The organism is Streptomyces sp. NBC_01275 (assembly GCF_026340655.1).
GTDB lineage: Bacteria > Actinomycetota > Actinomycetes > Streptomycetales > Streptomycetaceae > Streptomyces.
The window spans coordinates 4,120,432-4,133,621 of the sequence record NZ_JAPEOZ010000001.1 but is presented as its reverse complement, the minus strand read 5'-3'; the positions used below and the strand labels follow the sequence as shown (position 1 = coordinate 4,133,621).

Below are 13,190 nucleotides of genomic sequence, written 5' to 3'. Positions count from 1 at the left end.
CGGCAGAGCTGTGCCCTGGCATCGGCACGGGCGTGCCCTGGCATCGGCACGGGTGTGCCCGGGGAAGGGTGATCGGGGGCTGACTGGTTCGCTGAACCCGGGCGTTGGGCCGCTCAGCCGACCGTTGCGGGATGCGCGAGGTGAAGGGGGCGGTGCGGGGTGACGGTCAGGGGTGGGTGGGGGCGCCGAAGTCCGCGGCGGGGTCGGCGGGCCGGGCGCCGGCGGGCGCGGTGCTCGCCCGCAACGAGATCGGCGGCGCGAGCAGATGATGCCGGGCCGGTGTGTCGGGGTGGTCGAGTCGCTCCACGAGCAGGTCGACGGCGAGGCGGCCCATCTGCTCCGCCGGCACGTCCGCCGCGGTGAGCTGCGGGGTCACCGTCTCCGCCCACCGACTGGCCACCACTCCGGTGACGGAGAAGTCGCGTGGCACATGGCGGCCGGCCTGGGCCAGCCCCCGGTAGAGGCCGCCGAGCGCGGCCTCGTTCAGCGTGACCAGGGCCGTGGTGGCGGGGTCGTCGTGCAGGATCCGCTCCAGACAGGCGAGGCCCGAGGCGGCGTCGTCCCCGCAGCAGTACGTCCGGACGGTGAGCCCGCGTTCCGCCGCGGCCTTGGTGAAACCGTCCAGCCCACGCTGGGCCGACTCGTACCCGGCCCGTAGCAGTTGCTCGGGCCGGTTGACGAAGGCGACCCGGCGGTGGCCCAGGTCCGCGAGGTGGTGCACACAGGCCGCCGCCAGTGCCGTGTGATCCAGGCCCACCCACCAACTGCCCTGCGGGTGGGCGCTGCGGCCGATGGCGACGGAGGGGAAGTCCAGCGCGGTGAGGTGGTCGAGCCGGTCGTCCTGCAGCCGGATCTCCATCAGGATCGCGCCGTCGACCCGCCGCTCGCCCAGCAGCCGCTGGAACGAGCGGTCGCTGTCCATGCCGCTCGGAGAGAGCAGCACGTCGTAGTCGTGGGCCGCGGCGGCCTCGGTGACGCTTCCGATGAAGTCCAGCTGCATGCCGGTGTAGTGGTTCCCGGCGGGCGGGAAGACCAGACCGATGGTGTTGGTCCGGCCGTTGGCCAGGGCCCGCGCACTCGCGTTGGGTTGGTAGCCCAGCTCGTCGATGACCCGCTGGATCTTCTGGCGGGTGTCGTCGGACACGGGGCGCTTGCCGCTCAGGGCGTAGGACACGGTGCTCCGCGAGACACCGGCACGCTTGGCGATCTCACCGATGTTCACGGGACTCCTTGCTGAGCGCGGTCGAATCGGTTCGATGATTCCAGAGAACAGGGTCGGACGGCTATCGATCGTCGAACCGGTTCGCGTGAAGTGAAGGTAGGAGCAACCCGGACGGGTGTCAACGCCTCGTGCAGAAATTGCCGTAACGGCCCGGAAACGGCAGTCGTGCGGAGGTGCGGTGCCTGGCCTGCCCGGGATGCCACCCGCTCAGCAGCAGGTCAGATGCCGGATGTGGACGGGCGGGGACGCCCTGACCTCGTCAGGACGGCCGGCCGTGCGCGGCCGAAGGGATCCGTGTCGGGGGTATTGCTGGCCGGTTTCCTCGGTGCTAGCTTCATCGAACCGGTTCGATGAACCGTCGAAGGATCCTGACCGCTGTCGAGATGTCGGACCCTTCGGCTTCGTCGGCGGCCTGCGGAGTGCCGGGCTCCCGCAGCGCATGGCGCGTTCCGGCACGCCGCTGTCGTGGCATGGCGCGTTCCGGCACGCCGCTGTCGTGGCATGGCACGTCCCGGAACCTGCTGTCCGTGCCAAGGCACGTCCCGGAACGCTGCTGTGCGGCTCTACCGGTGCGGTCTGTCGTCGGAGCGCTGTTTCGGCGGCGGGTTGTCCAGCGTCAGGGCGGTGCAGCGGATGCCGCCGCCGCCCTTCGCGAGTTCGGTCGTGTGGAGTTCGACCACCTTCAGGCCGCGGTCGCGCAGGGTGGCGGCCAGGCGCGGCGCGTCCTGGGCCATGGTCACGGTGGTTCCGTCGCTGACGAGGTTCAGCGCGAACCGCGCCGCCTCCTCGACGGACACCTCGATCAGCTCGACCCCGAGCCCGCGCAGGGTCCGCAGACTGAGCGTGTCGAGGGCCTGCGGGCAGTACGCCAGCGCGTCCGGGGAGATGACGCCGACGGCCAGGTCGAGGTCGTACCAGCGGGGGCTCACCGTGCGCAGCGGCACCACCTCGTAGTGCAGCTCGCGGGCGAGCACCCCGAGCATCCGCTCGTCGGTGCGCTGGCCGTACCCCGTCAGCAGCAGGTCGCCGCAGGCCAGTGCGTCGCCCTGGCCGCTGAACGCGTAGGGCGCCTCGATGACCTCGAACCCCCGGTCGGCCAGCCACTCCTGGAAGTAGGGGATCTCGGCCTTCCGCTGGGGCGGCGGGGAGCCGAGGACGGCGCGGTCGCCGCGGACCAGGGCGGCGTTGGCGGTGAACACCATGTCCGGGCACTCCGGTGCGGACGGCAGGTACTCGACCGTGCGGCCGGCCGCGAGGTGCGCGGCCACGATCGCCCGGTGCTCGGCCAGCGCCGCCACGGGGTCGGGCTGGACCGCGGTGTCCATGTAGGGGTTGATCTCGTAGTCGACCCGGAACCGGCTCGCGTCGGAGACAAGGAGTTCGCTGTTCACGGTGCCTTCCCTGGGGTGGTCGGATCGTGCTCGCGGAACAGGGGCTGTACGGTGCGCAGCCGCGTCGGCCCGAGCATCGCCGGGAGCCGGCTGATCGCGGGCCTGGAACGGCAGACCCGTCAAGTCCGCTGTGGGGTACGGCTGTTCCCCGCCGGGGGCGGGGGCCGGAGCCGGTCGGGCGGGGACGGTCGGGCGGGGACGGTCGGGCGGGGACGGTCAGGCGGGGACGACCGTCACCGGCAGGGAGCGCAGGCCGTTGGCCACCCAGGTGGACTGCCGGGCGGGCGGCTTCGCGAGCGCCAGGGACATGTCGGCCCCGATCAGCTCCTCCAGCAGCGCCCGCAGCAGCACACGGACCAGGGCGGAGCCGAGGCAGAAGTGCATACCGGCGCCGAGGGTCAGGTGCGGGTTGGGACGGCGGTCCAGGACCAGTTTCTCCGGGTCGGCGAAGACGGCGCCGTCGCGGTTGGCGGAGGCGATCCACACCGCCACCGCGTCACCGGCCCGGATCGTGGCGCCGGCGAGTTCGGTGTCGCACACCGCGGTGCGCATCACGTGCGTGGCCGGCGCGGTCCAGCGCAGCAGTTCCTCGATGGCGGAGTCGACTCCCACCCGCCCCTCGCGCAGCGCCTGCCACGCCGCCGGGTGCTCCAGCAGGGCCAGCAGGCTGCCGCTGGCCGCGTGCCGGGCCGTCTGGCTCGCGGCCACCACGATGTTGTCGCAGGTCAGGACGATCTCCTCGTCCGACAACGGCAGGCCGCGCGCGCGAGCCTCCAGCAGCACGCCGATCAGGTCCCGGCCGGCTTCTCCCCGCCGGGCGTCGAGCGCCTTCAGGTAGTACGTCATCACGTCGTGGTGGCCGGAGGCCCCGTGCTCCGTCTCGTCCACGGAGCGGCCCGTGGCATCCAGGATCAGCGGGATGTCCCCGGGAGGGATGCCCAGGATCCCGGCCTGGACCGCGAGGGGGAACTTCGCGGCCACATCGGTGACGAAGTCGCCGCCGCCCCGCTCGCGCAGATCGGCCAGGAGCGAGCCCGCCACCTCGTGGGCGAGCCCGCTCAGCCTCTCCACGGCCCGCGGCGTGAACAACGGGGCGACAGCCCTGCGCAGGTCGGTGTGGCGCGGCGGATCGGTGAGGACCGGCATCTTCCCGGCCCCGGGGTACGGAGCGGAGTTGTCGTCCTCGCGCAGCGTCGTGCCGCGGGTGGAGGTGAAGACCTTCCAGTCGGTCAGCACCCGTTTGCCGGCCTCGTGCCCGACCACGGCCCAGAACACCGAGCCGGTCTTCGCCACCTGGTGGTGCACGGGGCCGGCCTCCCGCATGGCCCGCCACACCTCGTACGGGTTGCCGTCCGCGTACGGCGCCGAATCCAACAAGTCGACCGTCAACGACACAGACAAGGACGCCCCCCGAATCTCGATGGCCCGGAAGTCCTCATCGCAACAGGCGGCACTCCGAATGTCCAGCTCAGACAGGACGTTGACCAGGCGATACGACGTGCACCAGAACGTCGACGTGGGCGTGTCCGGGCACGGCACACCCTTCCGGGCGGCGGTGCGCGCAGGACGTCCCGCTGCCGCCGGACGGGTCGACGACCGGCCGGGTGGCGGCGGCCCGAGCGGCCGGGTGGCGCGGCCCGAGCGGTCAGGTGACGGCCCGCGCCGTCGGCGTCGGCGAGGATGCGGTGGACCGGCGGTCGGCAGAGCGGTGCGACGACACTGCCGGGAGCCGGCCGAGCAGGCGCGGCGATGCGCACACGCTGTATGTCGCGACCGGCTGTTGGGACCGGCCGTCGTGACCGGCCGTTGCGACCGCAGGCGGTCGGCGTGCGATGCATGCCGCCGGTTCGAGGGCGGGACGCCGGAGTTCCTCGGTCGGATCGACCGGCAGATCGAGGTCCGTGGTCCCCACGGGCACGGGTGAGCCGCCGCACCTGGACGAACTGGTGCGGCGGCGGGTGTGCGAGGTGCTGACCGCGTACGTGGTTCACGGAGCCGTGCGACGGGTGGGCCGCCTGCCGGGTCGGCCGCCTGCCGGGCGGCCCGCTTGCGGCCGGCCCCGTCAGCTGTGCGGGCTGAGCTCGGGCTCCTTGTCCAGGACCGCGACGAAGTCGGCGAACCGGGGGCTGTCGAACAGCACCTTCACCGGCGTCGGGGTCCCGTGCCGGTCGTTGAGCGTCGCGACGATGCGCAGCGCGGCGAACGAGGTGCCGCCCGCGTCGAAGAAGTCGGTGTCGTCGTCCACGTCGGCCCCGAGCACCTCCCGCCAGATCGTCCGAACGGCGGTCCGCAGTTCTTCGCCCGTCATGCTTGTTGCCTCCTCGTTGTCGCGGACAGGAACGACACGACGCCGGTCCTGGTCGACTCGTGGGCCGTGAGCCCGGCCCGGTCGCTGTCGATGCGTAGGGTGGTCAGCTCCCCCTCGGGGAGCCAGTCCCGGTGGTCGGGGTGGTCGCGGGAGAGAACCTGGAGCATCGGCCCGATGGGCTCCTTGGGCAGCGCGCCCCGCGCCGCCAGCAGGTAGGCGAGATAGGACAGGTGCTGCCGGGCGAAGTGCGCGACCGGCTCGGCGATCACGTCGTCGCCCAGCCCCTGCGCCCGCAGGGCCGTCTCCGCGCGCAGTGTCAGGTCCTCGCGGACGGCCTTCAGGAACGGCTCCGGTTCGGCGGGCAGCTCCTCGATCGGTACCGGCGGCTCGCCGCCCCCCGGCACCTGGGCGATCGCGTCGGCGTAGGCGCGGGCGACGTCGTCGTCGGTGGTCGGCATCGGATCGAAGAGGACCAGGGGGCGCGGGCGCCCGGACCGGCGGGCGAGGTGGACCGCGATCGCCGACGCGGCGCAGTACGCCAGGATCGGATCGGGGCCGTCGTCGAGTCGGGCCGCGTACGCGGGGCCGGTGCCCTCGACCGGCAGCGGGTCGGTGAGCAGCGTGACCATGCCGTCGAGCCCCAGCGCGGTGACCGGGGCCTCCGGCCGGCGCCCCGGGTAGTCCACGATCGTCAACATGTTCTGTGTCTCCCTCGTCTCCCTCGTCTCCCTCACGCACCGGTCGATTCCGCCACCGCCACCGTCATAGCCACTGCCACTGCCACTGCCACCGCCACCGTCTCCGCGGCGGCCGGACCCGCGCCGGGTCCGGGCGGCCCCGGCATGAGCGACGCGCTCTGTCATCTCTCGTCCACGAACCGTGCCACCCGATCCGCGAAGTCCCCCAGCACCGGGTGATCGATGAGGAGTTGAACGGTGATCTCCAGCCCCCACTCGCGGCGCACCGTCGCGGTCGCGAGCGCGGCCTGGAAGGAGTCGCCGCCGTCTTCGAAGAAGTGGTGGTCGGCCGTGGCGACCGGGACGCCGAGCGCGGCCGACCAGATCTCGGCGATCCGCCGCCGGTACGGCCCGGCGGCCTCGCCCGTAGTCGGCTCGCCCCTGGTCGGCTCGCCTGTACTCGGCTCGCCCGTCGTGGTCTCGTCCGTCGTGGTCTCGACTGTCGTCGGTTCGGTCGTGGTCGGTTCGGTCGTCATCGGTCGCCCTTGGTCGCGAGGGACTCGGCGACCGAGTCGCGGTCGATCTTGCCGCTCGGGGTCCGCGGCAGCCCGGGCAGGATGGTCACCGACGCGGGCACGGACGCCTCGGGCAGCAGCTCGGCCAGCGCCGCGCGAAGGTCGCCGGGCTCGGTCACGTCCGGGTGCAGGGTGACGGCGGCGCGGAGCTGACGCGAGCCGGGGACCGGCTCCAGGGCCACGCAGACCGCGGTGGCGACGCCGGGCTGCTGCATCAGGCAGGCCTCGATCTCCAGCAGGTTGACCCGGATGCCGCGGATCTTGACGTCATGGTCCAGCCGACTGAGGAAGTACACGAGGTCGTCCTCGACGCGCACCAGGTCGCCGGTGCGGAAGGCCTTGGTGTGTCCCTGCGGGGTTGGGTCGACGGTGATGAAGCGTTCGGCGTTCAGCTCCGGCCGGCCGAGGTAGCCCAGGGAGACCGGGGCGCCGGCGACGAGCAGTTCGCCGGTGGTCGGATCCTCCGGGTCGGTGGGGTTCACCAGCAGCTCACAGCCCGGCAGCGGCCGGCCGATGGGCGGCAGCAACGGCCAGGCGGCGGGGTCGGCGGGCAGTACGTACGAGCTGACCATCGCGGACTCGCTCTGTCCGTAGTGGTTGCCGAGCCGGGCCTGGGGCAGGGCCTCGAACAGGGCCCGGATCGGCGGCGTGCACAGCAGCTGCTCGCCCGCCGTGTTCACCTCGCGCAGGGACAGGCCCAGGTCGCCGTCCTGCGCCGATGCCGCCACCGCCAGCATGTGGAGGGCGACGTAGGGCAGGAACAGGCGCTCGATGCGGTGGTCGGCCAGCCAGGTCAGGAAGGCGAACGGGTCGCGCCGCAGCGTCTCGGGCACGATGACGAGGGTGCCGCCGCCGCACAGGGTGCCCAGGATCTCCTGGAAGCACACGTCGAAGTTCAGGGGCGCGAACTGCGCGGTCCGCAGGTCGGGCCGGACGGAGTCGGTGCGCTGCCAGGCCGCCATGTTGTCGAGGCAGCTGTGCTGGATCGTCACGCCCTTGGGCAGACCGGTCGATCCGGAGGTGTAGATGACGTACACCGGGAGGTCCGGGCGGCAGGCGACCGGCCGGAAGTCGCCGGCCCCGGCCCCGGAGGGGTCCTCGATGGCGAGGGTCGCCACCTCGTCGGCGATCGTCGGCCGGGGGCCGTCGTGCAACAGGAGGCTCGCGCCGCTGTCGTGCAGCATGAACGTGAGCCGGTTCACCGGATACGACGCGTCCAGCGGCACATAGGTGGCGCCGACCGCGACGGCGGCGAGCAGGGCCGCGACGGTGCGCGCGCTGCGTCCGCCGGTCACCGCGACCCGGCTGCCGGGTTCGATCCCGTGGCGGGTGAGGGTCGCGGCGAGTTCGGCGACCCAGGCCCACAGCTCCGCGTAGGTCAGCCGGGTCGCCCCGTCGACCAGGGCGAGCTCGTCGGGCCGCTCGGCCACGGTGCGGGCCAGCCCGTCCAGCAGACACTCCGGCTCCGCGGACCCGCCCCACAGGGTGGGTCGTGACGTCGTCTCCGTCCGTCCCATTCGGCACATGTGGACTCCCAGCGCGCGACGGGTTCCGTCGCCGTCGTCGAGCATGCTCTTGGCGACCCGGTCGCGGATCGCGGGATTCTTCTCCTGGCTGAGCTTGAACATCGCCTGCCCGGACGTCACGTCGAACCGGAAGGCTCCGACCCCGCTCACGATGGAGCGGAAGTAGTCGACCGACCCGCCGGCCTCCCAGCCCTGGCCGAACCGCCGCTCGAACAGCTCGGCCGTGCGCCGGACGACCTCCAGGGTCTCCTCGCCCTCGGACAGCGGCACCACGTCACCGGTCAGCTCGGCGGTGGCGAAGTTCCAGGTGGGCGCGGCCACCGGAGTGTCGTACAGGGCCGGGGTGACATAGCTGTTCGGGCCGGTGAAGACGAGGCTCGCGGGGGCGCCGCCGGCCAGCGCCCGCCAGTGCGGGTTGGCCCGGTTGAGGTGGCCCAGGAGCGAGAACCCGGCGAACGCCTCGGGCTCCTCGGCGCCGGGGAGGTGGATGATCGGCAGGAGGGTCGTGTACGGGGTGGTGGGCCCGTTGCCCACCAGCATGGCCATCGGGTGTTGCCGGATGATCTGGTGAAGCTGACCGGGATCCGTGACCCGGTAGATCGGTGGAACGAACACGGTGTCTCTCCCGATCAGGTCTGACGGAGTATCGATGTCGCGATCTCGCCCGCGCGGACGGCGGTGTTGGACAACAGCCCCGCGCTCAGGCCGTGGCTGCCCTCGGTGCCGGCGCCGTGCAGATAGATGCCGCAGCGCAGCGCGTCCGAGGTGCGGACCCGGTAGTCGCGGTCCACGTACAGGCCGCCGCTCTCGTCCTTCTTGCACTCGTCGGCCAGGTCGCCGAGCAGCGGCAGGTGGTCGACGGGCCGGTAGCCGGTGGCGTAGACGACGCCGTCCACCACGAGCCGCGTCACCTCACCGGTGACCAGCGACTCCACCTCCACCTCGACGCCGTCGGCGGTCTCGGTGCAGGAACGCACCCGTGAGACGCGGTGGACGTGCAGCCGCGGGCGGCCCTGTACCTCCTCGAGGTAGACCCGCCGGTACAGCTCCTGGCTCAGGTCCAGGTCGACCACCGCGTAGTTGGTGTTGCCGTGGTACGCGAGCAGCGCGTCCTTGGTCTGTTCCGGCGCCTGGTAGAAGTCGTCGACGGCAGCCGGGTCGAAGATGCCGTTGGCGAAGGGGCTGTCGTCGGCGACGCTGTAGCCGTAGCGCGAGTGGACGGTGTGCACCGCCGCGTCGCCGTGGGTGCGGTGGAGGTAGTCGGCGCACTCGGCGGCGCTCTGCCCGGCCCCCACGACCAGGTACCGCCCGTGGCGCGGTGTGGCGAGGTCGCCGGCGAGCAGCTGCGAGCTGTGCCGGATCCGCGCCGAAGGGGTGACGTCCGGCGGCAGGTTGGGCGCCGTCCCCGTGCCGAGCACGACGTTGCGTGCCCGCTGGACGTGCCGGCTGCCGTCCGCGCCCTGCGTGGTGATCTCGAGGAGGTCGACGTGACCCTCCGTGCCCTGGACAGGGCGGACGCCCACGACCGTGGAGTCGTAGGCGACGTGCGTGTCGAACTGCGCCGCGGACCAGCCGAGGTAGTCGTGGAACTCGATCCGGTACGGGTACAGCATCTTGCTGTTGATGAACGCCGGCATCCTGCCGTGGGCGTGCAGATAGGCGAGGAACGTGTAGCGGCTGCCGGGGTTGCGCATCGTCGCGAGGTCTTTGAGGAAGGAGACCTGCATGGTGGCGCCCTCGATCAGCATGCCGGTGTGCCAGCCGAAGCTCGCCTGCCGCTCGTGGAAGGCCATGGTGATCGGTTCGTCGGACTCCTGGAGGGCGATCGCCAGGGCGAGGTTGGCGGGCCCGAACCCGACCCCCGCGATGTCCACGGTGGGTACGTTCGGCAGCGCGGCGGCTGTCACGGTGGTGCTCCTCTCCGGCCCAGTGCTTCGGACGCCAACGGGACGGAGTGTGATCGATTCTGTCCCGTCCAGCCCGGTTTCGTCGCGGGATCGTATCCCCGGCGTCGCCGCTCAGTGAAGGTACGCAGGACGAGCGTGAACACCCGAAGGACGAGGGCGACAAGCCGGCCGGCACCGCTGTGACCAGGCGCGTCGATCCGTCTTCGGCCGCACGGCCGGCCCGCGGGCATGAGCGTTGCCGGAGCTGAGCGGACATCGTTACGGTCGGACTCGTTCACGCTCAGCAGCGTTACTACGTCGGGAGGTTGCTTCGTGCAGTGGGGCGATGTGTACGTCCGGTCCTGTGCAGTGGCGCTGGGGGACCGGGAGCCGGTGGAGGCCCCGGTGGCGGCCGGCCGGTACGACCCGGCCATCCGTGAAGCGCACGGTTACGAGTCGATCGCGGTCGCCGGCTCCGGCTGCGCCGCCGACATGGCCGTCGACGCGGCGCGGGTCGCGATCGCCCGGTCCGCCGTCGCCCCGGCCGACATCGGGGTGTTCGTCCACGCCTACGTCGACGAGCAGGGCCCGGCGGGCGTCACCGAGCCGGCCTCCTACGTCCAGGGCATGGCCCACGACGGCCGGGCTCGGGCTCTCGGGCTGCGGCAGGGCTGCAACGGCGCGATCGCGTCGCTGGAGCTCGGCGCGATGTACGTCTCCGCGGGCAGTGCGGCCGTGCTGACCTCGGCGGACAAGTACGCGCGCGAGGGCGACCGCTACCACGACGACCAGGGCGGCGTGCCCGCCGACGGCGCCACCGCCATGGTGCTGGACCGAGGGGAGGGCGTCGCGCGGCTCCTCGCCACCGAGATCGTCGGTGACGGCAGGTTCAGCGGACTGACCGCACTCGACCCCGCTCAGTTCGACGACCGCAAGGAGTACCGCCAGGCGCAGCGCAAGCGCGTCATGTCGATGATGCGGACGATGACCGAAGCCAAACGCGACTGCGTGCGGGCGGTGCTCGCCGACGCCGGGGTCGGGGCCGGCGACATCAGGCACTGGCTCCTGCCGTACACCGGGCGGTTCCTGGTCGACCGCGACTTCTGCGCCGAGTTCGAGATCGACGACGCGTGCACGACGTGGGACCTGGGACGCACGGTCGGCCATCTCACCAGTGGCGGCGACTCGTTCGTCGGGCTCACCCACCTGCTGGAGACGGGGGCCGCGGAGGTAGGGGACCGGGTCGTCATGCTGGGCGACTCCACCGGGTTCGCCTTCGGCTGCGCCGTCCTGGAGATCCTCGCGAAGCCCGCGTGGCAGGTCGACCGCTGAGGTGGGCCGGCCGACCGCCGAGGTCGGCCGGCCGGCATATCGACGACAGACGCGCGGACGGGCTGACGACAGGTGTCGTCAGCCCGTCCGCGTCGGGAGGTGCGTCCCGAGCCGGGTCGTGAGCACCTCGCCCACGTCGGCCCAGTGGTCGTCGAGGTAGAAGTGCCCGCCGGGAAAGACGTGCAGGTCGGACCGGCCGACGGTGTGGCTCGCCCACGCGGCCGCGTCGTCGATCGACACGACGGGGTCGTCGTCGCCGGTCAGGGACACGACCGGGCACGCCACCGTGGGGCCGTCGCATCGGTAGGAGTCCAGCATCCGGTAGTCCGCGCGCAGCGCGGACAGCACCAGCACGCGCATGTCCTCGTTGTCCAGCAGCCGTTCGTCGGTGCCGTCCAGTGCGACGAGCTCCGCGATCAGCTCCTCGTCGGTCGCCGTGTGGGCGTGCCGGGGGAGCGGCCGGCCCGGCGGCCGCGCCCCCGACGCGAACAGCGCCAGCGGCTCGACCCCGTCGGCCTCCAGACGCTTGGCCACCTCGAACGCCAGCAGCGCGCCCATGCTGTGCCCGAACAGCGCCACCGGCCTGTCCAGTTCGCGACGCACCGCGGCGAGCGTGCGCTCGGTCAGCTCCGCGAAGTCGTCGACGCACGGTTCGTTGACGCGGTCCATCCTTCCGGGATACTGCACCGCCAGCACCTCGACCGTGGGGAACAGCGCCCTCGCCATCGGCCGGAAGTAGCTCGCGGACCCGCCGGCGTGCGGGAGGCACACCACCTGTACCGCCGCCTCGGGCGCGGCCCGGTAACGGCGGATCCACTCACCCTGTCCGTCGGTCATGGCTCCTCGTTCGTCGTCTCACACGTGGGCGGGCTGCTGGGGGGTCGGGGTGGGGGTCGGGCCGGTGATGCGGCCGTCGGGAGCGCGCCGGACCGCGCGGATGCCGGGCACCAGCGGGGTGAGACTGCACGGGATGACGATCATCGCGGCGGCGATCAGCAGGGTCTGGGCCTGCCCGGTCTGGGAGGCCAGCGGGCCCACCAGGGCGAGGCCGAGGGGTGCGGCGATCGTGGAGATCAGCCAGTCGTAGGACTCGACCCGCGACATCACCTCCGCGGGGATCAGCTGCTGCATCGACGCCTGCCACAGGGCGTCGAGGAACAGGGTCGCCGCGCCGCTGAGGAACGCCGCGCCCACCACGGCCCACAGGGGCAACGGCACCGCGAAGGCCAGCAGCGGCAGCGCGGTCAGGGCCAGCGCGAGGTTGCCGACGATCAGCGGCCTGCCCGGCTCCAGCTTCAGCGCGATGAACCCGCCCGCGATGGCGCCGGCCGCGAAGCCCGCGACGATGACGCCCCAGGCGGACGGTCCGCCGAGCGACTCGTCCGCGATCGCCGGGCCGAGCACGTAGTACGCCGCGACCGCGAGGTTCTGCAGCATGTGCACCATCAGGTTGAGCCACAGCCACCGTCGTACGGCGAACTCGCGCCAGCCGGTGCCCAGGTCGCGCCAGAACGACTCGGGCGCGGGGATGGTGCGCGGGGGCAGCCGCAGCATCGCCAGCGACACGGCGCTCACGACGAACGTGACAGCGTCCACGGCCAGCACCAGCCCCGGCCCCCACCACACGATCACCAGGCCGGCCAGCACCGGGCTCAGCACCGTGGAGGCGCTGGTGCTGAAGGTCATCAGCGCGTTGGCGCGCTGGAGCTGTTCCGGTGGCGTGATCTCCGCCATCAGGCCTCTGGACGCCGGGCCGAAGAACGCCTGGGCGGCGCCGAAGATCGAGGCGCCGGCGGCCAGATGCCACACCTGGGCGTCGCCGGACAGGAGGAGAACGGCCAGCACCAGTTGTGCGGCCGCGCGGATCAGGTCGGATGCCAGCATCAGGAACTGGCGGCGCAGCCGGTCCGCCCACACCCCGCCGGCCAGTGTGAAGAGGATCTGCGTCAGGACCTGCGCGGTCATCACGAGCCCGATGTCGGTGACCGTGCCGTCCACCGCCAGCACGGCGAAGATCAGCGCAACCTTGGTCATCCCGCCGCCGGCGGCCGACACGGCCTGCCCGGTCCACAGGATGCGGAACTCCCGTATCGAGAGCGGCGCCAGCGCTTCAGCCAGGGCGCGCCGCTTGCCGCTGCCCTTTCCCTCCGCCATCAGCGTGCTCCCCGTAGCGTCGGGGTGTGCGGCAGGCCGCGCACTTGGTCGATGTTCTGCGAGGTCATCGGCAGATTCCTGTCTCGGTTCACTAGCGGACTGACGGACGGACGGACTGA

11 protein-coding genes are annotated in these 13,190 nt (G+C 72.2%); 1 reads left to right on the top strand and 10 read right to left on the bottom strand.

Annotated elements, in window-relative coordinates; translation table 11 throughout:
* Positions 1 to 166 precede the first annotated feature (166 nt).
* From OG562_RS17975 to OG562_RS17940, 8 genes are all read right to left on the bottom strand, one after another.
* Positions 167 to 1,222, bottom strand: a complete 1,056-nt coding sequence (locus OG562_RS17975; RefSeq protein ID WP_266398839.1) for a LacI family DNA-binding transcriptional regulator — start codon at positions 1,220 to 1,222, stop codon at positions 167 to 169.
* 563 nt (positions 1,223 to 1,785) lie between these two features.
* Positions 1,786 to 2,613, bottom strand: a complete 828-nt coding sequence (locus OG562_RS17970) for a dimethylarginine dimethylaminohydrolase family protein (RefSeq protein WP_266398836.1) — start codon at positions 2,611 to 2,613, stop codon at positions 1,786 to 1,788.
* A 216-nt stretch (positions 2,614 to 2,829) separates the two neighbouring features.
* Positions 2,830 to 3,987: a cytochrome P450 gene (locus OG562_RS17965; protein ID WP_266398834.1), complete on the bottom strand. Its 1,158-nt coding sequence runs from the start codon at positions 3,985 to 3,987 to the stop codon at positions 2,830 to 2,832.
* Between the two features lie 688 nt (positions 3,988 to 4,675).
* The gene (locus OG562_RS17960) at positions 4,676 to 4,921 is read right to left on the bottom strand and encodes an acyl carrier protein (protein WP_266398833.1); all 246 of its coding nucleotides are present in this window, start codon (positions 4,919 to 4,921) and stop codon (positions 4,676 to 4,678) included.
* Entirely contained in the window at positions 4,918 to 5,619 is a 702-nt protein-coding gene (locus OG562_RS17955; protein WP_266398831.1) for a hypothetical protein, read from the bottom strand. The genes OG562_RS17960 and OG562_RS17955 overlap by 4 nt, the downstream gene beginning before the upstream one ends.
* 161 nt (positions 5,620 to 5,780) lie before the next feature.
* Complete coding sequence (locus OG562_RS17950) at positions 5,781 to 6,134, bottom strand: phosphopantetheine-binding protein (RefSeq protein ID WP_266398828.1); 354 nt, start codon at positions 6,132 to 6,134, stop codon at positions 5,781 to 5,783.
* On the bottom strand, positions 6,131 to 8,314 hold the full coding sequence (locus OG562_RS17945) for an AMP-binding protein (protein ID WP_266398826.1): 2,184 nt from the start codon (positions 8,312 to 8,314) through the stop codon (positions 6,131 to 6,133). Before OG562_RS17945 ends, OG562_RS17950 begins: the two co-directional genes overlap by 4 nt.
* 14 nt (positions 8,315 to 8,328) lie before the next feature.
* On the bottom strand, positions 8,329 to 9,606 hold the full coding sequence (locus OG562_RS17940) for a lysine N(6)-hydroxylase/L-ornithine N(5)-oxygenase family protein (protein WP_266398824.1): 1,278 nt from the start codon (positions 9,604 to 9,606) through the stop codon (positions 8,329 to 8,331).
* Positions 9,607 to 9,918: 312 nt separating this feature from the next.
* Here OG562_RS17940 and OG562_RS17935 point away from each other — a divergent pair, with 312 nt between their 5' ends.
* Positions 9,919 to 10,917, top strand: a complete 999-nt coding sequence (locus tag OG562_RS17935; RefSeq protein WP_266398821.1) for a ketoacyl-ACP synthase III family protein — start codon at positions 9,919 to 9,921, stop codon at positions 10,915 to 10,917.
* A gap of 78 nt (positions 10,918 to 10,995) precedes the next feature.
* Here OG562_RS17935 and OG562_RS17930 read toward each other — a convergent pair whose 3' ends face one another.
* Both OG562_RS17930 and OG562_RS17925 read right to left on the bottom strand, forming a co-directional pair.
* Entirely contained in the window at positions 10,996 to 11,754 is a 759-nt protein-coding gene (locus OG562_RS17930) for a thioesterase II family protein (RefSeq protein WP_266398820.1), read from the bottom strand.
* Positions 11,755 to 11,772: 18 nt separating this feature from the next.
* Positions 11,773 to 13,071, bottom strand: a complete 1,299-nt coding sequence (locus OG562_RS17925; RefSeq protein WP_266398818.1) for an MFS transporter — start codon at positions 13,069 to 13,071, stop codon at positions 11,773 to 11,775.
* Between the last annotated feature and the right edge of the window lie 119 nt (positions 13,072 to 13,190).